This window comes from Methylobacterium oryzihabitans (assembly GCF_004004555.2).
Taxonomy (GTDB): domain Bacteria; phylum Pseudomonadota; class Alphaproteobacteria; order Rhizobiales; family Beijerinckiaceae; genus Methylobacterium; species Methylobacterium oryzihabitans.
Genome location: NZ_SACP01000001.1, coordinates 319,537 through 340,026 on the forward strand (window position 1 = coordinate 319,537; position 20,490 = coordinate 340,026).

Consider the following 20,490-nt stretch of genomic DNA (forward strand, 5'->3'; position numbering starts at 1 on the left):
ATGACCGCCCCCCGCCTCGACGTGGTGATCGTCAACTGGAACAGCGGCGACCTGCTGCGCGCCTGCCTCGCCAGCCTCGACGCGAGCCGGGACGCCGAGGCGCTGCGGGTCGTCGTCGTCGACAACGCCTCGACCGACGACTCGCTCGCCGACCTGCCGGCCTCCCGCCACGACCTCGTCGTGCTGCGCAACCGCGACAACCTCGGCTTCGGCCGCGCCTGCAACCTCGGGGCGGCGACCGGGCGGGCGCCCGCGATCCTGTTCCTCAACCCCGACACCCGGGTCGAGCCGGACAGTCTGTGGACCGCGCTGGCGGCGCTCGACGGCGACATGCGGGTCGGCGTGGTCGGGGCGCAGCTGCGCGACGCCGACGGGTCGATCCAGCGCAGTTGCGCCCGCGAGCCGACGGCCGCCAGCCTGCTGTGGCAGGCGCTGTCCCTCGACCGGATCCTGCCGTGGGTCTTCCCGCCGCACTTCATGCGCGAGTGGGACCACGCCCGCAGCCGCAGCGTCGATCAGGTGATGGGCGCCTTCCTGATGATCGAGCGCCGCCTGTTTGACACCCTCGGCGGCTTCGACGAGGACTTCTTCGTCTATTACGAGGACGTCGACCTCTGCACGCGGGTGCGGACGCTCGGCTTCCGTGTCCGCCACGTCGCCGAGGCTCCGGTCTGGCACCGCGGCCAGGGCACCACCGAGGCGGTCCGGGAGCGGCGGCTGTTCTACTACCTGCGCGGCCAGATCCAGTATGCGCTCAAGCACCACGGTCTCCCCGCCGCCGCGGCGCTGGCGGGGGCCGTCCTGCTCGGGCAGATCCCGCTGCGCCTCGCGCGCGCCGCCCTGCGCCGCAACCCCGAAGAGGCCCGGCAGGTCGTCGGCGCGGCCCGGCTGCTGGTCCGCGCGCTCCCGGCGATCCTGTTGCCGTCCCGCCACACCCCGCGCCCGATACCGCCCCCGACCTGAGTTCGCCCATCCCCCCGGCGCAAGCGCTCCGGTCCGCCCGGCCCCTGACGCAAAGCCGCCACAGACACCCCGAAGAGGACGGTGTGGCTCCGGCCTCGTCCGGACACGCGCTCGTCCTTCCCAGCGAGAGTCACGACTTCCCATGCTGCACGGCCGAAGACTCGCCGTGGTCCTGCCCGCCTACAACGCGGCCAGCACCCTGCGACGCACCTACGCGGAGATCCCGCACGACATCGTCGACGACGTCATCCTCACCGACGACGCCAGCACCGACGACACGGTCGCGGTCGCGCGGGAACTCGGGATCCACACCATCCGCCACCAGAGCAACCGCGGCTACGGCGGGAACCAGAAGACCTGCTACGCCACCGCCCTGGAGCGCGGCGCCGACATCGTCATCATGGTCCACCCCGACTACCAGTACTCGCCCCGCCTCGTCACCGCGATGGCGTCGATGATCGTCTCGGGCGAGTACGACGCGGTGCTGGCCTCGCGCATCCTCGGCGGCGGCGCGCTGACCGGCGGCATGCCGCTCTACAAGTACGTCGCCAACCGCGGCCTGACGCTGTTTCAGAACATCGTCATGGGCCAGAAGATCTCCGAGTACCACACCGGCTACCGCGCCTGGAGCCGCACCGCCCTGGAGCGGATCCCGCTGCTGCGCTGCTCCGAGGACTTCGTGTTCGACAACCAGATGCTGGCCCAGGCGCTGCACCACGGGTTCCGGGTCGGCGAGATCTCCTGTCCGACCAAGTATTTCCCGGAAGCCTCGTCGATCAACTTCCGCCGCAGCGTGATCTACGGGCTCGGCGTGCTCGACACAGCAATGACCTACCGGCTGCACCGCAGCGGCATCCGCCGCTCGCCGCTGTTCACGGATGGGCCGGACGGCGTCATCGGTCCGGCGGCGGGAGCCCGCCCGTGACCCGGCTGCGCGCCGCCCTGGCGCGGCCGCTCGCCGCCGCGCTGCTGCTGGTGCTCGCCGGCGGCACGCTGCTTGGCCTCGCCTCCCCGGCGACCGTGACCGCCGCGGCGGCCGGGATCGCCGCGGCCTGCGAGCACGCCGGCCCCCTCGGCTGGGTGCTGATCGCGGTGATCCAGGTCTCGGTCGTCGTGAGCGGGGCGCTGCCGGCCTCGCTGATCGGGATGGTCGCCGGCGCGCTCTACGGGCCCGCCCTCGGGTTCGTGCTCGCCTGCATCGGCACCCTCGCGGGCGCGATGCTGAGCTTCGCCATCGGCCGCACCATCGCGCGCCCGCTCGCCGCCAGCATCGGCGGCGGGCGGCTGCGGCTCGACCGCGTCGATGCCCTGCTGGAGCGCAAGGGCTGGCGGGCGGTCTGCCTGCTGCGCCTGTCGCCGGTGATGCCGTTCGCGATCGCGAGCTACGCGCTCAGCGCCACCCGGGTCCGTCCAGGCGCCTACTTCGTCGGCACCCTCGCCGCCCTGCCGTCGCTGCTGGCCTACGTCGCCGCCGGCGCGGTCGGCCGCAGCGGCGGCGAGGCGTGGCTCGGCGGCGAGAGCTGGGTGTTCCCGGCCCTGTTCTGCGTCGGCGCCGCGGCGACGCTCGTGCTGGTGGTCCAGGTCCGCCGCTCGCTGTGTCGCGCGGTCGGCGGCGAGGCCGGCGACTGGGCGGCGCCGGCCGCCGAGGCCGGGCGATGAGCCTCGGCCCGCGCCTGCGGGCCCTGCCGGCCTTCGGCCCGCGGCTCGCGGTCCTGGCCTTCCTGGTGCTCGGCCTGCCGGTCGCCGTGGTGTTCGCCCTGCTGGTGCCGCTCGGCGACGTCGCGGACGAACCCTCGCATCTCGTGCGTGCCGCGAGCCTGCTCGACGGCCGGTTCGTCGGCCACCGCGAGACCATCACGCTGCCCGACGGCACCCCGTTCGTGGCGGCCGGCGTCACCGTGGCGCCGATCTGGGGCGACCTCAGCCGCTCGCGCGAGCCGGCCGACGTGTCGCGGCGGGCGGACCCGCAGCCGCATCCCGACCTCGGCCGCGGCGCCTGGGACGAGACCCGGCGCTTCGCCGCGATCTACACCATCTCGACCTATTTCCCGGTCTTCTACGCTCCGGCCGCCCTCGGCCTCGGCGCCGCGAAGCTCGCCGGGCTGCCGCCGCGGGACGCGACCGTGGCCGGGCGCCTCGCCAACGTGCTCGCCTACGCCCTGATGGCGGTCGCCGCCCTCGCGGTCTCCCGCCGCGGCCGGCCGCTGATCTTCGCCGTGCTGGTCGTGCCGATGTCGCTGTCGCTCGCCGGCTCGTTCAACCAGGACGGGCTGATGATCGCCGCCTCGGTGCTCGCCGTGGCGCTGGCCTCGCGCTCGTGGACCGGCGACGCCGAGGATGATCGCTTCGCCCGTCCCGCCTGGATCCTGGCCGCGCTGCTGGTCGGGCTGGTGGCGCTCGCCAAGCCGCCCTACGCGCTCCTCGCGGTGGTCCTGCTCGGGCGGCTGCCGTGGCGCGACGGCCTGCGCGCCTGGGGGCCGCTCGCCCTGCGCCGCGGCGGCCTCGGGGTGCTGGCGGTGCTGCCGGCCGCCCTGTGGACGGTCTTCGTCACCGCCACCGTCTCGACGCCGTTCCCGCGCCCGGCCCACGAGGCCGGCCCGCTCTGGCCCGGCCCGCAGCCGACGGTCTTCACCAGCACCGACCCGACGGCGCAGCTCCAGGTGCTCGCGGCGCAGCCGCTGCGATTCGTCACGATCCCGTTCCACTACCTGCTGACGATCAAGCACATCAAGGGCCTGCTCGCGAGCCTGATCGGAATCCTCGGCTGGCTCGACCGCTCGTTCCCGGTCCCGCTCTACTGGCTCTGGGCGCTGGCCCTGGTGGCCGCCCTGGTGCCCGCCCGACGTCCTGCGCCGGGCCGGACCCTGCCCGATCTCGCCCTGCTGGCGGCGGCGGGCCTCGTCTGCGTCTGGGCCATCGTGCTGTCGCAGTACCTGACCTGGACCGCGGTCGGCATCCCGCGGGTCGACGGTCCGCAGGGCCGCTACCTGCTTCCGGTCCTGCCCCTGATGGCCTTGCTGCTGCCCGAGGGCGAGGGGCTGCCGAAGGAGGAGGCCGGCGAGGGCTGGCGCCGCGCCGCCCGGCTGCTGCCGGTCGCGGCGGCAATCGTGGATCTGGCGGTGGTGCCGGTGTGGGTGCCGCGGATGGGATGAGCGGAGGTGAACCGGCCCCGCCGGCCCGAACTTCCGCGATCCGGTCGTCTCGGACTCACGCGCTGGATTCACGTCACCGACGCTCCCGGTTTCGAGCGGAAGCGACAGTCCGAGGCGTTCGGGCCATCGTCCGAGAACCGTATCATCGGTCCCGCCTCATGCCGTCCGCTTCCGCTCCGGCCATGTACCGGCGGCGGAGCCGATGCCGGTACCGGGAACGCCGATCGTCGGGGAGGGCCTTGCGCCCTCGCGCCGGCCCGCAGGAGCCGCTCAGCAGACTTGCGTTGGCACGCCAACGCTTCGTCCGCTTAGATTCTTGATTTGTCGCAGATTTTTGTCGCAAAACCGGCTACCACTTTTGCGAAATCTGCTTAGAGGAAGTCTCGCAGCACCGCACATCGCGGGCGGCGCGAACGGGTTCACGGGTCGACGGCAGGGATCGAGGGCATGACGGGCGAGCGCCAGAGCGGGATGACCTATGCCGGGGCTGGGGTCGACATCGACGCCGGCAACGCGCTGGTCGAGGCGATCAAGCCCCTGGTGCGGGCGACGCGCCGGCCGGGCGCCGATGCCGAGATCGGCGGGTTCGGCGGGCTGTTCGACCTCAAGGCCGCGGGCTTTCGCGATCCGATCCTGGTGGCCGCCAACGACGGCGTCGGCACCAAGGTCAAGATCGCGATCGAGACCGGGCGCCACGATACGATCGGCATCGACCTCGTGGCCATGTGCGTCAACGACATCATCGTGCAGGGCGCCGAGCCGCTGTTCTTCCTCGACTACTACGCGACCGGCAAGCTGGTGCCGGGCGTCGGCGCCGACATCGTGCGCGGCATCGCCGAGGGCTGCCGGCAGGCCGGCTGCGCGCTGATCGGCGGCGAGACCGCCGAGATGCCGGGCCTCTACGACGGCCAGGACTACGACCTCGCCGGCTTCTCGGTCGGCGCCGCCGAGCGCGGCACCCTGCTGCCGCTCCCCGACATCGCGCCCGGCGACGTCGTGCTCGGCCTGCCCTCCTCGGGGGTGCATTCCAACGGCTTCTCGCTGGTCCGCCGCATCGTCGCCGCCTCCGGGCTGGCCTGGGACGCGCCCGCACCCTTCGCCCCCGGCCGCAGCCTCGGCGAGGCGCTGCTGGAGCCGACCCGAATCTACGTCCGCCAACTCCTCGCGGCGCTGAAGGCCGAGCCGGGGGCGATCAAGGCGCTCGCCCACATCACCGGCGGCGGCTTCCCCGACAACCTGCCGCGGGTGCTGCCGGACGGGATCGGCATCGAGATCGACCTGTCGGCGGTGGTCGTGCCGCCGGTCTTCGGCTGGCTGGCGCGCACCGGCGGCGTCGCCGTGCCGGAGATGCTGCGCACCTTCAACTGCGGCATCGGCATGGTGGTGGTGGCCGCCCCGGACCGGGCCGAGGCGCTCGCCGCCGCGCTCGCGGCGGCCGGCGAGGCGCCGGTGCGGCTCGGCCGCATCACGCCGGCCGGCGACACCCCCGTCACCTTCACCGGCACGCTCGCCCTGTGAGCCCGCTGCCGCCGAATCCCAAGGCCGCGATCCTGATCTCCGGCCGCGGCTCCAACATGGTGACGCTGATCGAGGCGGCGCGGGCGCCGGGCTACCCGGCCCGGATCGGCCTCGTGCTGTCGAACCGCCCCGGCGCCGGCGGGCTCGCCCGGGCCGAGGCGGCCGGTATCCCGACCGCCACGGTCGACCACAAGGAGTTTCCCGACCGGCCGGCCTTCGAGCGGGCGCTCGACGCGCGGCTGCGCCGGGAGGGCATCGACCTCCTGGTGTTGGCCGGCTTCATGCGGGTGCTGACGCCGTGGTTCGTCGAGGCCTGGGCCGGGCGGATGCTCAACATCCACCCCTCGCTGCTGCCGCTGTTTCGCGGCACCCACACCCACGCCCAGGCCCTCGCGGCCGGCGTGCGGGTGCATGGCTGCACGGTGCACTTCGTGGTGCCGGAACTCGATGCCGGCCCGATCGTCGCCCAGGCCGCGGTGCCGGTGCTGCCCGACGACGACGAGGACGCGCTCGCCGCCCGGGTGCTGGAGCAGGAGCACCGGCTCTACCCGGCGGCGCTCGCCCTGGTCGCGGGCGGCCGGGCGGTGCTGCGGGACGGCCGGGTCGCGTTCGCCGCCGACCTTCCGCGGGCCGAGGGCGCCCTGCGGGTGCCGGGCGCCTGAGCTCTTCCGGTCATTCCTTGTAGAAGTTGCCGTAGCGGTCCTGCAACTCCTGCACTCGGGCGGCGGTCTTCGTCAGCTTGCACGAGCCGATCCCGGCACCCATGCCGGTGCCCTGGTGATACTCGGCGATGATGAGGTCGCCGCAATCGGCGTCGCGGTACCTGATCCAGTCCTGCTGCGCGGTCTTGAGATAATCCTTCCACTTCGCGGCGTCGGCCTTCGAGGTGGAGTTCTTGTCGATGCCAGCCTGCATCCTCCGGTAGACGTCGTTGAGCGCCCGGTCGGCCAGCGCCTGAGCCTGTTCGAGGCAGGCGGTCTGGACCGGGGACACCACGGCCGCGCAGGCGTTGTCGCCGGCCGCGACGGCGGCCTTGTAGGGCTGGACGAGACTGTCGCTCGCGATTCGCGCCTGCTTGGCGATGCAGGCATCGAGCGCCGGCCCCGGATCCATGCCGCAGACCTCGTCGGCGCGGGCGGTTCCGCCCGGGAGGCAGGCGGCGGCGAGCAGGAAGGCGGCGGTCAGGCGGCGGATCGTCATGGGCGGCACCGGTCGGAACGGAACGCCCGCTCCGGCCGTGGCCGGGCGGTGCGAGGACGGTCCCGTTATGCGCCGACCGGGCTTGCCAATGTGTTGTGCGGATCCGCCACCCGCACAGGCATCACACCGGGCGCTGGAGCTTGCAGCTGTCGATCGCGCCGAGGGCCTTGGCGCGGGCCGAGTCGTTGAAGTAGCCGGTGGTGCGGTAGGCCTCGACCTCGGAGGCGTCGAGGGACTTCAGCGTCGCGCGGGCGTAACAGCCGCAGGGCCGGTCGAAGTTGGACTCGTCGCCCTTCTGCAGGCGGGCCTGGACGACCGCGCAGGCGCGGCGGACGCGGCCTTCCAGCTCCGACTTGGGCGCGGTCAGCAGGGCCGGGTCGGGCTGGTAGGTCTCGAGCTGCGACGAGGAGGCGCCGGCCAGGGCCGAGGTGGCGCCGAGGGCGATCAGGCCGGCGGCGAGGAGCGAGCGGAAACGCATGGGAGTGGGTCCGGTGGCGAAAGCTTGGCCGTTGGACCCCGAACCCCGGGCCCGCGCAAGAGCCGGGACGACACACAAGCGGCGAAACCGCGCCCGGCCTCAGCCGGGCAGCGCCCCGATCGCCACGTGGTTGTCGTGGAACGCGGCCCCGCCGAGGGGTGCCGGGGCGTCGGCCCCCGTCAGGGTGTTGATGCCGCGCCCGTCCGGATAGGCGTCGTTGGGCCAGATCGATTCCGCGATCAGCACGCCCCGGCGCAGGCCCGGGAACAGCGTCGCCCGCAGGGTGACGGCGCCGCGGTGGTTCGACAGGCGCACCCAGGCCCCCTCCCCGATCCCGAGCGGCGCCGCGTCGTCCGGGTGGATCATCACCGTCGGGTGACGCTCCTTGGCGAGCGAGGTCGGAGTCTCGTTGAAGCTCGAATTGAGGAAGTTGCGCGCCGGGCTGGTGGCGAGCCGGAACGGATGCTCGGGCGTCGCCGCGGCGAGGGGTGCCTCCCAGTAATCGGGCAGTTCCGGCATTCCGCTCGCCGGGCCGCGCGGTCCGTCCTGGACGATCCGGGTCCCGGTCCAGTCCGGCCGGAAGCGGAAGCGGCCGTCCGGATGGCCGAAACCGTCGAGGAAGTGCGCGCGCTCGAACGGCGCCTGGGCGTCGACGAAGTTCTGGTCCTCCATCGCGGCGAGCGGACCGTAGCCGGAGGCCTGCAGCGTCGCATCGACGATCTCGCGCGGGGTCATGGCGAAGCCGGGATGCTCGGCGCCGAGCCGCGCGGCCAGCGCCACGATCACGTCGTGGTTCGAGCGGCACTCGGCCGGGGCCGGCAGGCGGGCGAGGCCGAGCTGGACGTGCTGCTGGCCGCCGCCGGTATAGAGGTCGTCGTGCTCTAGGAACATCGTCGCCGGCAGCACGATGTCGGCCATCCGCGCCGTCTCGGTCATGAACTGCTCGTGGACGCAGACGAACAGGTCCTCGCGGGCGAAGCCCCGCTTGACCAATTCCTGCTCCGGCGCGACCGAGACCGGATTGGTGTTCTGGATCAGCAGGGCGGTCACCGGGGGACCGCCGCGCAGGGCCTCCGCGTCGCCGGTGAGCACCCGGCCGATCTGCGACTGGTCGAGCATCCGGGTGCCGGGCCGGGTCGCGTCGAGCCCCTCGATCAGCCGCTTGTCGATGCCGAACATGCCGCTGTTGGAGTGGAAGGCGCCGCCGCCGCGGTGGCGCCACGCGCCGGTCACCGCCGGGATGGACAGGGCCGCGTGCATGCTCGCGGCGCCGTTGCGGCTGCGGGAGAAGCCGTAGCCGAGGCGGAAGAAGGTGTTCTTCGTGCGCCCCACCAGATGGGCGAAGCGCTCGATCTCCTCGACGGCGAGGCCGGTGATCGCCGCCGCCCAGACCGGGTCGCGGCTCCTCAGGTGGGCTTCGAGGTCGTCCGGGCAGTCGGTGTAGCGGGCGAGATAGTCGCGGTCGGCGAGCCCGTCGCGGAAGATCACGTGCATCGCCGCGCAGGCGAGCGCCGCGTCGGTGCCGGGCCGCACCAGCAGGGCGAGGTCGGCCTGCCGCATCGTCGGGTTGTCGTAGATGTCGACCGCGACGATCGTCGCCCCGCGCGCCTTGCGGGCCGACTGGGCGTGGGTCATCAGGTTGACCTGGGTGTGGACCGGGTTGGTGCCCCAGATCACCACGCAGTCGCTGTCGGCGATCTCGCGCGGGTCGACGCCGGTGAGCCGGCCGGTCCCGGCGACGTAGCCGGCCCAGGCGAGCTGGGTGCAGATGGTCGAGAGCTGGCCGGAATAGCCCTTGGCGTGGCGCAGGCGGTTGATGCCGTCGCGCATCACCAGCCCCATCGTGCCGGCATAGTAGTACGGCCACACCGCCTCGGGGCCGTGGGCGGCCTCGGCGGCCCGGAAGGCGTCGGCGACGCGGTCGAGGGCCTCGTCCCACCCGACCTGGGCGAACGCGCCCGACCCCTTCGGGCCGGTGCGGATCAGCGGATGGGTGAGGCGGTCGGGATGGTGGATGCGCTCGGCGTAGCGCGCGACCTTGGCGCAGACGACGCCCGCGGTGTAGCTGTGGCGCGACGAGCCGCGGACCCGGCCGACCGTGGTGCCGTCGACGATCTCGACCTCGAGGGCGCAGACCGACGGGCAGTCGTGCGGGCAGGTGGAGGTCTTGTGCTCGATCCGCGGCTGTAGCGTCACCGTTCCTGCCTCCCGCTGCCGGCCCGGAGGCCGGCGCGGGGGCGCACGGACGGAGCCGGTCCTGTCCGAGTGGCCCGCAAGGAGCGGGCCACCCCGTGCGTCGTTCAGCCGACGATGTCCTTGTCGTCGAAGAACTGCTTGATCTCGATCGCGGCGTTCTCGGCGCTGTCGGACCCGTGGACCGAGTTCTCGCCGACCGACTTGGCGAAGCGCTTGCGGATCGTGCCCTCGTCGGCCTGGGCCGGGTTGGTGGCGCCCATCACCCCGCGGTACTTGGCGACCGCGTTCTCGCCTTCGAGCACCTGCACCACGACCGGGCCCGAGGTCATGAACGAGACCAGCTCGCCGTAGAACGGCCGCTCGGCGTGGACCTCGTAGAACTTCTTGGCCTGGGCGTCCGACATGCGGATGCGGCGCTGGGCGACGATGCGCAGGCCCGCCTCCTCGATCACGGCGTTGATCGCACCGGTGAGGTTCCGCTCGGTCGCGTCGGGCTTCAGGATGGAGAAGGTGCGCTCGGTGGCCATGGAAAGATCCGTCTGGAAGGCGGTGGGTCCGCGATGGGGGGCCGCCCGCGGGCGACCGCCGGGCGGGCCCGGCGCCGGGCTTATAGACGCGGGCTCACGCCCCCTCAAGCGAGGCGCCCGGGGGTGTGTGCTGCGGCGGCGCCGCAACGCGGCCGAAAAATCGCCCCAATGGCCAGGCTTTTTGCGGGGCATGCGGCCTTTCGGCCACGCCCGGAGACGGGCGCTGGCCGGCCTGCCCCGCTCGCGCCACCGCCGCGAACCGTTCCACGGAGTTCCCGCATGCGTTCCGTTCTCGTCCCGGCCCTGACCGCGACCCTCCTGCTCGCCGGCGCCGCCCAGGCGGCCCCGGGCCGCGACCCCTCCGGCACCTGGCTGACCGAGGACGGGCGCGCCAAGATCCGCATCGAGAAGTGCGGCCCCGGCAACGCCCATGCCTGCGGCACGGTGGTGTGGCTGAAGACGCCCCTGAACGACCAGGGCCAGCCGCGCACCGACATCAAGAATCCCGATCCGAAGAAGCGGGCCCGCCCGGTGATCGGCCTCACCCTCCTCGACGGCCTGAAGCCGGAGGACGAGGGCTTCAAGGGCCAGATCTACAACGCCGAAGAGGGAAAGAACTACGACGTCACGCTGGTGCGCGAGAGCGGCGAGGAGCTGAACGTCTCGGGCTGCCTGCTGAAGATCCTGTGCGGCTCGCAGACCTGGAAGAAGGTCCCCGACGAGTTCGCCCAGATCGTGCCTCCGGCCGCCGCCAATCCCACGGCTGTCAAGTCCGCCGCGCCGAAGCCCGTCGCCGCCAAGCCCGCCGCCCCGGCGGCGAAGCCGGCCGAGTAGGCGAGAGAAGCGGCGCCGCCTAACCGCGCGGCGCCTCGGCGGCCTCGTCCGGCTCCGGTTTCAGCTTGAAACCGCGCTGCACCCCCGGGCGGGCCTTCATCGCGTCGATCCAGCGGGCGAGGTTCGGGAAGGCGGCGATGTCCTGTCCCTGCCTCTCCCACATCTTGGCCCAGGTCAGGATCGCGATGTCGGCGATCGAGCATTCCTCGCCGGCGACGTGGGCGTGGCGGCCGAGCTGGGCGTCGAGCACGGTGTAGAGCCGGGTCGTCTCGGCGGTGAACCGCTCGACCGCGTAGGGGATCTTCTCCGACGCATAGATCCGGAAATGATGGGTCTGGCCGAGCGTCGGCCCGAAATTGGCCGCCTGCCAGAACAGCCAGATGTCGACGGCGATCCGCGCCCGCTCGTCCTGCGGGTAGAGGCAGCCGGACTTGCGGCCGAGATACTGCAGGATCGCGTTCGACTCGAACACCGTGATCGGCGCGCCGCCGGGACCGTCGGGATCGACGATCACCGGGATCTTGCCGTTGGGCGACACGGCGAGGAACTCGGGCGCCTTCTGGGCGCCCTTGCCGATGTTGATCGGGATCATGCGGTACGGCAGCCCGCATTCCTCGAGCATGATCGAGGCTTTCCAGCCGTTCGGCGTCGTCCAGTAGTAGAGGTCGATCGGCGGCGTCGTCACGGCCGACATGCGGATGATCCCTCTCGCACGGGTGGATCGGCTGGCGCCGGCACGGCCGGGCCCGCGGCGGACCTAAGCAGAGCAGGCCCCCGCCTGTGAAGGGACAACGTCGTCCCGGGCCGCCGGCTGCGGCAGCAATGCCACAGGGCAAGCGGAATTTTCCGATCCGGCGCGGCGCCGGTTGCCCTAGCGTCATCGCGGCGGTGAGATGCGCCGGGGCGCGTTCGCGCCCGGGCCCCTCGCGGAGAGAGCCATGCCGTCGCGCGCCGTCGCCATCCTCGTCGTTTTCGCCGCCCTCGGCGGCACCGCCGCCGCCCAAACGCCCGCGGCCTCAGCCAAGGCGCCCGCGGCTTCCTCCAAGGCGCCCGCGGCCTCCGCCCAGGCGCCCGCGGCCTCCGCGAAGGAGCCCTCCGTGCAGTCGCTCGCCGCCCGGGAGCGGCAGAAGACCTGCGGCGCCGAATGGCGTGCCTTGTCGGCGGCCGAGAAGACGAGCCAGGGACCGAAATGGCCGCAATACTACAGCAAGTGCGTCAAGCGCCTGAAGGAGGTGAAGGCCTGACGCGGCGGCCACTCCGCCGGCGCGCGTCGGGTGCGGTCAGTTCACCCGCGACCAGACCTGCTTCTTGCAGAACAGGCCGCCGAGCACGCAGCCGGACAGTTCGAGGGCGTTCGGACCCTTCAGGGCCATCTTGCCCGAGTAGGTCTTGCCGTCGCGAAAATTGTAGATCGAACCCTCCCAGCCGTCCTCGGACGGCTTGAGGCCCGACAGCAGCGTCGTGCCGACGACGCTGCGGCTGCGCAGGGCGGGATCGGGATTGTTCACGTCCCGGGTCTCGCCGGCCGTGACCTTGGCCACCGTGCCGCACAGGCCGTCGCCGCAGCGGGCGATGCGCACCTGGGTCTCGCCCGCCGGGGTCGCCCAGACGCCGACCGGCGACGGGGCGGGCTGGGCGGCGGCGGGCAGGCCCACGAGCATCAGAAGAAGGGGCAGGCGGCGCAAGGCGGGGCTCCGAACGGACCGAATCCCCGCCTGTTACCCGATTCCCGACGCCCCCGCAGGCCCGTCGTCACGCCACCAGTTCGGGGAACGGCACGATCGTCGACTTCACGGTCTTCATCGCCATCGCGTCGGCGACGGCGCGGCTCACCCCCTCCTCGGTGAACGGATAGATCGTCTGCATGTCGAGCCACGGGTACTTGTCGCGGGCGCGGTAGAGCATGTCGACGCCGAGCGGCAGGTCGTTGCCGGTGAAGGCCCAGGAGCCGAGCACGTTGAGGTCCTTGGAGCAGATCCGGTGCCAGGAGGTCTCGATCTTGCCGGCATCGGTGAACTGGCCCATCTCGACGTAGGTGCCGCCGTCGCGCAGGAACTCGATGCCCTCGGGGCCGGCGGAGGGGTGGCCGGAGCAGTCCATCACGAGGTCGGCGCCGAAGCCGCCGACGATCTCGCGCACCCGGGCGATGCGCTCCTCCGGCGTCTTGAGCTCGGTGATGTCCACCGTCGCCTCGGCGCCGAACCTGCGCGCCAGCGCGAGGCGCGGCTCCTCCGGCGCGCCGACGCAGATCACCCGGCCGGCGCCCATCTCCTGCGCGGCGGCCACCGCCAGGATGCCGATCGGCCCGGAGCCCTGGATCACCACCGTGTCGCCCCACTTGAAGCCGCCGGCCCGGGTGGCGCGGTTGAAGGCGCGGATGCACGAGGTCAGCGGCTCGGACAGCGCGCCCAGCCGCAGGCTCATGTCGTCGGGCAGCTTGTAGACCTTGGTGCCGGGCAGCATGTCGAGGTCGACATAGACGTATTCGGCCCAGCCGCCCCACAGGTGCGGCGCCTTGTCGAAGCCGAGATAGCGCCCGTAATAGACCGGCGTCAGGCATTTGTTGGCCTGCTCCGGGTAGTGGACGCAGTAGTAGCATTGCCCGCACGGCATCAGCGGCGGGATCATCACCTTGGAGCCGACGGCGAGCGGCTTCTCCATGAAGTCGGCGGTGAACTCGTCGCCCTTCTCGACGATGACGCCGCCGATCTCGTGCCCGAGGGTGAACGGCCACGGCAGGGGCTTGGGCCAGTGCCCCTTGAGGATGTGCTGGTCGGTGCCGCAGACGCCGCAGGCCCCGACCTTGATGAGCGCGGCCTTGCGCGGGACCTCGGGCCACGGCACCGAGCGGATCACCGGCTCGGCGCCGGGGCCGGCGAAGGTCGCGACGCGGATCTCGGGCTTCGTCATGGTGCGGTCCCCTCCCGTGGTCCGGCTCGTCGACGGCCGGTCCGGGCATCGTAGGGGGCGCGACTGACGCGACGCAAGCCGCGCCTCTCCGCGTCAGGTCAGCATCTGGAGGTCGCCGTCCACCGCCAGCGATTGCCCGGAGATCGTGCGCCCGCGCGGCGAGGCGAGGAACAGGATCTGGTCGGCGAGTTGGCGCGCCGTGACGTAGTCCTTGATCGAGGCGGCCGAGAACGCCGCCTCCTCCATCTGCGCGAAGGTCAGGCCGCGCTGCTGCGCCTTGGCCTCCAGCACCCGGCGCTGGCGGTCGCCGGCGACGATGCCGGGCAGCACCGCGTTGACCCGGATACCGTCGGCCCCGAGTTCCCGCGACAGCGACTTGGTGAAGCCGATCACCGCCCATTTCGCCGCCGCGTAGGGCGTGCGCAGCGGGAAGGCGAACCGGCCCGCCGCCGAGGACAGGTTGACGATCGACGGGTTGCGGCTCCGCCGCAACAGCGGCACGGCGAAGCGCACGCAGTTGAACTGGCCGGTCAGGCACACGTCGAGGCAGCGGTCCCAGTCCTCCGGGTGGATCTCCTCGACCCGCCCGGTCGGCCCGGCGATGCCGGCGTTGTTGACCAGCACGTCGAGTTCGCCGCCGAGCGCCGCCGCGGCCTCCTCGAACAGCCGGGCCACGTCGTCGCGCGAGGCGACGTCGGCGTAGGTGCCGGTGATGCCCTGCGGCAGCGCGTCGAGCGCCGCCCGGTCGACGTCGCAGACGTGGACCCGCGCCCCCTCCTCGGTGAAGGCCTGGGCGATCTCCAGCCCGATGCCGCCGGCGCCAGCGGTGACCAGCACCTTGTGGCCCTGCAATCCCATGTCCATGGTGGTCTCCTCCCTGTTGTCGTTCTCTGCGGCCACCCATCCGTCAGGGCGGCAGCCGGCCCGAGCCGGCGATGAAGGCCGCCGCCTCCTCGATGTCGGCGACGAGCGCCGCCTGCGCCGCCTCGCCGTCGCGGGCGCGCAGCGCCTCGACCAGCCGGGCGTGATGGCGCTCGGCGCCGCCGGCGGCGATGCGGCGGCCCGACACCCGCATGTCGAGGTTCAGCACCGGGCCGATCCGCAGCCACAGCCCCTCGATGATCGCCATCAGCGAGGGCATCCGGGCCGATTCGTAGACTGCGAAATGCAGTTCCTTGTTGGCCCGCACCGCGCGGTCGAGGTCGGGGGCCTCGGCCAGCGTCTCGTGCCGGAAGGCCGCGTCGTGACCCTCGACCGCCGCGAGGTCGTCGTCGTCGCGGCGACCTGCGGCCTCGCGTGCGGCGAAGCCCTCGATCAGGATCCGCACCCGCGTCAGTTCGCGGAACCGGCCGGCATCGATCAGCGGCACGCTGACGGCGCGGTTGGGCAGCACCTCCAGCGCCTCGTCGGCGACGAGGCGCGACACCGCCTCGCGCACCGGCATCATCGAGGTGCCGAGCTGGTCGGCCACCTGCCGGAGCGAGAGCCGCTGGCCCGGCGCGAGCTCGCCGGCCATCAGCAGCCCGCGCAGCTCGGCATAGACGCGCTCGCCGAGCGTCACACGCTCGAAACGCGGGATCCGTCCGATCGCGCCATCCACGCCGCGCACCTCTCACGCAGGGACTGCCGGGGCTCGACAGCCGCCCGATTTGATGTCAGCCTAAGTGTGATCACAGATCACGGCAAGCAAGGACCGTGACGGATCCGGGCAGGAAACGCGAACCATGACGCAGGACACGCATCCGACGCGCCGCCGCTTGGTGCAGGGAGGTCTCGCCGTCGGCGCCGCGCTGGCGATGCCGGCGATCGGCCGCGCGCAAGGGGGGGCGACCGGAGCGCCGATCCGCATCGGCCACCTCACGCCGCGCACCGGCTTCCTCGGCCCGCTCGGCGAGTACGCCGTGGCGGCGGCCCAGCTCGCTACCGAGGAGATCAACGCCGCCGGCGGGATCAACGGGCGCAAGGTCGAGCTGCTGACCGAGGATTCGGTCAACCCGCAGACCGCGTCGAGCAAGGCCGAGCGCTACATCGAGCGCGACAAGGTCTCGGCGATCGTCGGCGAGATCTCGTCGGCCTCGGCGCTGGCGATCGGGCAGGTGGCGACCCGCGGCAAGACGGTGTTCCTCAACACCGGCGCCAATTCCGACGCCCTGCGCGGCCAGGACTGCAAGCGCTTCATGTTCCACGTCGAGGGCGCGAACTCGATGTACGTGAAGGCGGTCGGCCGCTCGCTGGTCGAGAAGGGGCTGGTCAAGGGCAAGCGCTGGTACTCGCTCACCGCCGACTACGCCTTCGGCCACGACCTCCTGAAGGTCGCCAAGGGGTTCATGCAGGGCCAGGGCGGCACCTTCGCGGCCGACGAGCTGGTGCCGACCGACGCCACCGACTTCTCCGCCTACCTCATCAAGATCCGGCAGGCGAAGCCGGACGTCGTGATCTCGAACCTCGCCGGCAACCAGATCACCAACTTCCTCAAGCAATACGCCGAGTACGGCCTGCCCTTCCCGGTCGCGGGCTTCGGCTTCGACACCGCGCTCGCCTGGGGCGCCGGTGCGGGCAACTTCGCCGGCACCTGGCCGTGCCTGTGGCACCACAAGGTCGACACGCCCTCGGCCAAGGCCTTCGTCGCCGCCTTCACCAAGAAGCTCGGCAAGCCGCCGGAGAACCAGGCCTGGGGCGACTACAACGCGGTGAGGATCGTCGCGCAGGCGATGGCCGAGACCAAGTCGACCGAGGGGCCGGCCCTGGTTTCCTACCTGGAAGGCGGCGCGAAGTTCGACGTGCTGAAGCCGCGCCAGGGCTACTTCCGCCCCCGCGACCACCAGCTCATCAGCGAGATGTACGCGATCACCGCCCTGCCGGCGGATCAGGTCAAGGACAAGTGGGACCTGTTCACCTCGACGCCGGCCCTGCCCGGGCCGAACGAGGACATGGAGGTGCTGGCACCGACCGCCGAGGAGGCGGGGTGCCGGATGGAGGGGTAACGCGGCTTCGACCCTCCCCCCTCCGCGGGGGAGGGTGCCCCACGGAGTGGGGCGGGAGAGGGGAACCACGCTTCCGGAAAGGTCGCGACCGGTGTGACGGGCGCCATCTGGATCAGCGTCGCGATCCCCTCTCGGCGGGACTACGTCCCGCTGCGCTCGCATCCGCTCGCCACCCTCCCCCGCAGAGGGGGGAGGGTTTGGAGTCGAGCCTCGTCACATCTCCAAGTCTGGATCCCCCGCACAGGAACCGCGCCCGTGCTCTTCCTCACCCTCGCCGTCGAGCAGATCGTCAACGGCCTCTTCCTCGGGGCGATCTACCTGCTGATCGCCCTCGGCCTGTCGCTGATCTTCAGCTTAGGCGGCATCGTCAACCTCGCGCACGGGGCGTTCTACGCCATCGGCGCCTACCTCACGATCGTCGTCTCGCCGTATCTCGGCTTCGGCGGCTCGCTCGTGGTGGCGCCGGTGCTGGTCGGGCTGCTCGGGCTGCTCGCCGAGAAATTCCTGTTCCGGCGGTTCTACCGCTCCGACCCGATCCTCTCGCTCCTGCTCACCTTCGGCCTCGCGATGGTGGCCGAGCAGGCGATCCGGATGATCTTCGGGGCGCCGCCCCTGCCCTACAGCATCCCGCAGGCCCTGCGCGGCCAGATCTTCCTCGGCGACTTCGTGCTGTCGCGCTACCGGCTGACCATCCTGGCGGCGGTAGTCGTCGCGGTGGCGGCGGTGTGGTTCCTGCTCCAGCGCACCACCTTCGGGCGCATCGTGCGGGCCGGGGTGCAGAACCCCGACATGGTCGCGGCGCTCGGCATCTCGCTCAAGCCCTACATGGCCGCCGTCGTCATGCTCAGCGTCGGCCTCGCGGCGCTCGCCGGGGTGATGCTGGCGCCGATCTCCGGCGTCCACCCGGCGATGGGGGCGGAAGTCCTCACCGGCGCCTTCGTGGTCGTGGTCATCGGCGGGCTCGGCTCGTTCTGGGGCGTCGTCGTCGCGGCGCTGATCGTCGGCGTCGTCCGCGGCCTGATGGTGCTGGTCTATCCCGGCTTCGCCGAGGCCGCGATCTACGCCCTGATGGCCGTCATCCTGCTCGTCCGGCCCCGCGGCCTGTTCGGCGAGCGCATCCTGCGCTTCGAGTAGCCTGCCATGACCCGACCAGGACCCGTGTCCGCCCTTTCCGTTCAGGCTCCGCCGCGCAAGGCCCCCGTCTCGACCGAGGGCGTGACCCTCGGCGCCGCGGCCCTGGCGCTCGTCGTCCTGCCCTTCGCCCTCCAGGGCCTCGGCCTGACGCTGACCTCGGCCACCGACGTGGTGATCTTCGCCATCGCGACGCTCGGCCTCAACATCCTGGTCGGGCAGACCGGCCTCGTCTCGTTCGGCCACGGCGCCTTCTTCGGCATCGGCGCCTACGCGGCGGCGATCCTCCAGCGCAACCTGTTCCCCGGCGGCCTCGTTCTGCCGGCGCTCGCCGCCCTGGTGCTGGTCGCCGGCCTCGCCCTGCTGCTCGGCCTGCTGATCCTGCGCCGGCGCGGGGTGTACTTCTCGCTGCTGACGCTCGCGCTGTCGGCGCTGTGCTTCACGGTGGCGTTCCGCTGGACCGCGCTCACCGGCGGCGAGAACGGCTATGGCGGCGTCGTGCGCGAGGGCCTGCTCGGCCTCGACGTGGCGAGTCCCTGGATCTGGTACGCGGTCGTCGCGGTGGTCGGCTTCGTCGTGCTGGTGGCGCTCGCCCGCTTCCGCCGCTCGCCGATCGGCACCGTGCTGGAGGCGGTGCGCGAGAACGAGCAGCGCGCCCGCTTCCTCGGCTACCCGACCAACCGCTACAAGCTCGCGGCCTTCGCGGTCTCGGCCACCGTCACCGGGCTCGCCGGGGTGCTGATGGCGTTCAGCCACCGCTTCGCCTCGGCCGAGCCCCTCGGCACCGCCTTCTCGGGCGAACTGCTGGCGATGGTGGTGATCGGCGGCATGCGCAGCCTCGCCGGCCCGGCGATCGGCGCGCTGTTCTTCATCCTGTTCCGCGAACTGCTGTCGATCTGGACCGGCGACTGGCTGTTCTGGTTCGGCCTGCTGTTCGTCGGCTTTATCCTGTTCTCGCCCGACGGCCTCGTCGGCATCGTCCGGCGGGTGATGCGGATGATCCGGCCCGAGGCGACCGAGGACGCCGCCATGGCCGGCCGGCGCGCCGGGACGCCAGAGAACCTGCCGGCCTTCCTGCGCCCGGCGGAGGCGGTCGACGGCACCATCCTGGCGGCGGACGGCATCTCGAAGCGGTTCGGCGGGCTCAAGGCGGTGCAGGACGTCAGCCTCGCGGTGCGCGACCGGACGCTGCACGCGCTCATCGGCCCGAACGGCGCCGGCAAGACCACCGCCTTCAACCTCATCTCCGGGATGTTCAGGCCGGATACCGGCAGCGTCACCCTGCGCGGCGGCTCGGTGGCGGGCTTCGCGCCCGAAAAAATCTGCGAGGCCGGCCTCGGCCGCTCGTTCCAGATCACCAACCTGTTCCCGGCGCTCACCGTCGAGGAAAACATCCGCCTCGCGGTGCAGGGGCGCCATCCCGGCCGGTTCGACCCCTGGCGCGACGCCCGCCGCGACCCCGCGGTGCAGGCGGAGACGACCGAGATCCTGCGCTGGCTCGGCCTCGCCGGGCTGGAGCGGGCCGAGGCCGGCTCGCTGTCCTACGGCGGCCAGCGCCTGCTCGACATGGGGGTGGCGCTCGCGACCAAGCCCCGCGTCCTGCTCCTCGACGAGCCGCTCGCCGGCCTCGCGGCGGCCGAGCGCACCCGCATCGGCGACATCATCAAGCGGGTCTCGACCGAGGTCCCGGTGCTGATGGTCGAGCACGACATCGACCGCGTGTTCCAGATCGCCGACGCCGTCACGGTGATGAACGAGGGGCAGGTCCTGGTCGACGGCACCGTCGAGGACGCCCGCTCCAGCCCGAAGGTGCAGGAGGTCTATATCGGCTCCGGCACCGCCGCGATGGCGGCCCGCCCGCGGGCCAGCGCCGCCGAGCCGCAGGTGCTGCTGGCGCTCGAGGCCGTCGACACCTTCTACGGCAAGAGCCACATCCTCAACGGCGTCACCTTCGACGTGCACGAGCACGAGATCGTGGCGCTGCTCGGCCGCAACGGCGCCGGCAAGTCGACCTGCCTCAAGACCATCACGGGCATCGCGCCCTATGCCAGGGGCCACATCACCCTCGGGGGCGAGAGCTTCGACGGGCGCTCGGCGGCCAGCATCGCCCGGGCCGGCATCGGCTACGTGCCGCAGGGCCGCGGGCTGTTCGCCGGGATGAGCGTGGCGCAGAACCTCGAACTCGGCCGCCTGAAGCGCCGCACCGGCAACGGCGTGCACTGGGACGAGGACCGCATCCTGTCCTACTTCCCGCGCCTGAAGGAGCGCTGGCGCACCGCCGCCGACTACCTGTCGGGCGGCGAGCAGCAGATGGTGGCGGTCGCCCGCGCGCTGTCCGGCGACACCCGGGTGCTGCTCCTCGACGAGCCGTTCGAGGGGCTGGCCCCGGCGGTGGTCGAGAGCCTGTTCGAGACCTTCGACGCCCTGCGCAAGGAGGTCTCGATCGTGATCGTCGACCACAACCTCGACCTCGCGCTGGCCCTGTCGGACCGCACGGTCGCGCTGGAGCGCGGCCGGGTGATGCACAGCGGCCCGTCGAAGGACCTGCGCGACGATCTCGACCTGCGCCGCAAGGTGCTGTGGCTGTGAACGGAGAC

The 20,490-nt window shown here is 72.2% G+C and carries 20 protein-coding genes; 11 read left to right on the forward strand and 9 right to left on the reverse strand.

Going from position 1 to position 20,490, the window contains the following annotated elements; all coding sequences use genetic code 11:
* The 6 genes from EOE48_RS01435 to purN all read left to right on the forward strand — a co-directional run bounded on the left by EOE48_RS01435 (nucleotide 1) and on the right by purN (nucleotide 6,295).
* The gene (locus tag EOE48_RS01435) at nucleotides 1-963 is read left to right on the forward strand and encodes a glycosyltransferase family 2 protein (RefSeq protein WP_127726980.1); all 963 of its coding nucleotides are present in this window, start codon (nucleotides 1-3) and stop codon (nucleotides 961-963) included.
* 166 nt (nucleotides 964-1,129) lie between these two features.
* Entirely contained in the window at nucleotides 1,130-1,888 is a 759-nt protein-coding gene (locus tag EOE48_RS01440; RefSeq protein WP_210249541.1) for a glycosyltransferase family 2 protein, read from the forward strand.
* The gene (locus EOE48_RS01445; RefSeq protein ID WP_127726982.1) at nucleotides 1,885-2,622 is read left to right on the forward strand and encodes a TVP38/TMEM64 family protein; all 738 of its coding nucleotides are present in this window, start codon (nucleotides 1,885-1,887) and stop codon (nucleotides 2,620-2,622) included. Before EOE48_RS01440 ends, EOE48_RS01445 begins: the two co-directional genes overlap by 4 nt.
* Entirely contained in the window at nucleotides 2,619-4,115 is a 1,497-nt protein-coding gene (locus EOE48_RS01450; RefSeq protein WP_127726983.1) for a DUF2142 domain-containing protein, read from the forward strand. Before EOE48_RS01445 ends, EOE48_RS01450 begins: the two co-directional genes overlap by 4 nt.
* A 447-nt stretch (nucleotides 4,116-4,562) precedes the next feature.
* On the forward strand, nucleotides 4,563-5,633 hold the full coding sequence (purM, locus tag EOE48_RS01455) for a phosphoribosylformylglycinamidine cyclo-ligase (RefSeq protein ID WP_127726984.1): 1,071 nt from the start codon (nucleotides 4,563-4,565) through the stop codon (nucleotides 5,631-5,633).
* A 5-nt stretch (nucleotides 5,634-5,638) separates the two neighbouring features.
* Nucleotides 5,639-6,295, forward strand: a complete 657-nt coding sequence (gene purN, locus EOE48_RS01460; protein WP_127727202.1) for a phosphoribosylglycinamide formyltransferase — start codon at nucleotides 5,639-5,641, stop codon at nucleotides 6,293-6,295.
* A 10-nt stretch (nucleotides 6,296-6,305) separates the two neighbouring features.
* Here purN and EOE48_RS01465 read toward each other — a convergent pair whose 3' ends face one another.
* The 4 genes from EOE48_RS01465 to ndk form a co-directional block, all read right to left on the reverse strand.
* On the reverse strand, nucleotides 6,306-6,833 hold the full coding sequence (locus EOE48_RS01465; protein ID WP_127726985.1) for a lysozyme inhibitor LprI family protein: 528 nt from the start codon (nucleotides 6,831-6,833) through the stop codon (nucleotides 6,306-6,308).
* A gap of 121 nt (nucleotides 6,834-6,954) precedes the next feature.
* On the reverse strand, nucleotides 6,955-7,311 hold the full coding sequence (locus tag EOE48_RS01470) for a hypothetical protein (RefSeq protein WP_127726986.1): 357 nt from the start codon (nucleotides 7,309-7,311) through the stop codon (nucleotides 6,955-6,957).
* A 99-nt stretch (nucleotides 7,312-7,410) separates the two neighbouring features.
* Nucleotides 7,411-9,507: a molybdopterin oxidoreductase family protein gene (locus tag EOE48_RS01475; protein WP_127726987.1), complete on the reverse strand. Its 2,097-nt coding sequence runs from the start codon at nucleotides 9,505-9,507 to the stop codon at nucleotides 7,411-7,413.
* 104 nt (nucleotides 9,508-9,611) lie between these two features.
* Nucleotides 9,612-10,034, reverse strand: coding sequence for a nucleoside-diphosphate kinase (gene ndk, locus EOE48_RS01480; protein ID WP_127726988.1), 423 nt, complete (start codon nucleotides 10,032-10,034; stop codon nucleotides 9,612-9,614).
* Nucleotides 10,035-10,313: 279 nt separating this feature from the next.
* Here ndk and EOE48_RS01485 point away from each other — a divergent pair, with 279 nt between their 5' ends.
* The gene (locus tag EOE48_RS01485; protein ID WP_127726989.1) at nucleotides 10,314-10,868 is read left to right on the forward strand and encodes a DUF2147 domain-containing protein; all 555 of its coding nucleotides are present in this window, start codon (nucleotides 10,314-10,316) and stop codon (nucleotides 10,866-10,868) included.
* A 19-nt stretch (nucleotides 10,869-10,887) separates the two neighbouring features.
* Here EOE48_RS01485 and EOE48_RS01490 read toward each other — a convergent pair whose 3' ends face one another.
* Nucleotides 10,888-11,562: a glutathione S-transferase family protein gene (locus EOE48_RS01490; protein ID WP_127726990.1), complete on the reverse strand. Its 675-nt coding sequence runs from the start codon at nucleotides 11,560-11,562 to the stop codon at nucleotides 10,888-10,890.
* A gap of 244 nt (nucleotides 11,563-11,806) precedes the next feature.
* Here EOE48_RS01490 and EOE48_RS01495 point away from each other — a divergent pair, with 244 nt between their 5' ends.
* Nucleotides 11,807-12,112, forward strand: a complete 306-nt coding sequence (locus EOE48_RS01495) for a hypothetical protein (protein ID WP_127726991.1) — start codon at nucleotides 11,807-11,809, stop codon at nucleotides 12,110-12,112.
* A 36-nt stretch (nucleotides 12,113-12,148) separates the two neighbouring features.
* On the opposite strand, the gene EOE48_RS01500 is transcribed toward EOE48_RS01495, so the two are convergent.
* The 4 genes from EOE48_RS01500 to EOE48_RS01515 all read right to left on the reverse strand — a co-directional run bounded on the left by EOE48_RS01500 (nucleotide 12,149) and on the right by EOE48_RS01515 (nucleotide 15,378).
* Nucleotides 12,149-12,553: a DUF2147 domain-containing protein gene (locus EOE48_RS01500; RefSeq protein ID WP_127726992.1), complete on the reverse strand. Its 405-nt coding sequence runs from the start codon at nucleotides 12,551-12,553 to the stop codon at nucleotides 12,149-12,151.
* A gap of 67 nt (nucleotides 12,554-12,620) precedes the next feature.
* Nucleotides 12,621-13,778 (reverse strand): zinc-binding dehydrogenase, encoded by a 1,158-nt coding sequence (locus EOE48_RS01505; protein WP_127726993.1) that lies wholly within the window; start codon nucleotides 13,776-13,778, stop codon nucleotides 12,621-12,623.
* A 93-nt stretch (nucleotides 13,779-13,871) separates the two neighbouring features.
* On the reverse strand, nucleotides 13,872-14,642 hold the full coding sequence (locus tag EOE48_RS01510) for an SDR family oxidoreductase (protein WP_127726994.1): 771 nt from the start codon (nucleotides 14,640-14,642) through the stop codon (nucleotides 13,872-13,874).
* A gap of 43 nt (nucleotides 14,643-14,685) precedes the next feature.
* Nucleotides 14,686-15,378 carry a GntR family transcriptional regulator gene (locus EOE48_RS01515; protein ID WP_127726995.1) on the reverse strand — a complete coding sequence of 231 codons (693 nt, stop codon included), beginning with the start codon at nucleotides 15,376-15,378 and terminating at the stop codon, nucleotides 14,686-14,688.
* A gap of 124 nt (nucleotides 15,379-15,502) precedes the next feature.
* Here EOE48_RS01515 and EOE48_RS01520 point away from each other — a divergent pair, with 124 nt between their 5' ends.
* The 3 genes from EOE48_RS01520 (at nucleotide 15,503) to EOE48_RS01530 (ending at nucleotide 20,482) form a co-directional block, all read left to right on the forward strand.
* Nucleotides 15,503-16,762 carry an ABC transporter substrate-binding protein gene (locus tag EOE48_RS01520; protein WP_127726996.1) on the forward strand — a complete coding sequence of 420 codons (1,260 nt, stop codon included), beginning with the start codon at nucleotides 15,503-15,505 and terminating at the stop codon, nucleotides 16,760-16,762.
* Nucleotides 16,763-17,017: 255 nt separating this feature from the next.
* Nucleotides 17,018-17,896 carry a branched-chain amino acid ABC transporter permease gene (locus tag EOE48_RS01525; RefSeq protein WP_127726997.1) on the forward strand — a complete coding sequence of 293 codons (879 nt, stop codon included), beginning with the start codon at nucleotides 17,018-17,020 and terminating at the stop codon, nucleotides 17,894-17,896.
* A gap of 6 nt (nucleotides 17,897-17,902) precedes the next feature.
* On the forward strand, nucleotides 17,903-20,482 hold the full coding sequence (locus EOE48_RS01530; protein WP_127726998.1) for a branched-chain amino acid ABC transporter ATP-binding protein/permease: 2,580 nt from the start codon (nucleotides 17,903-17,905) through the stop codon (nucleotides 20,480-20,482).
* Nucleotides 20,483-20,490 lie beyond the last annotated feature (8 nt).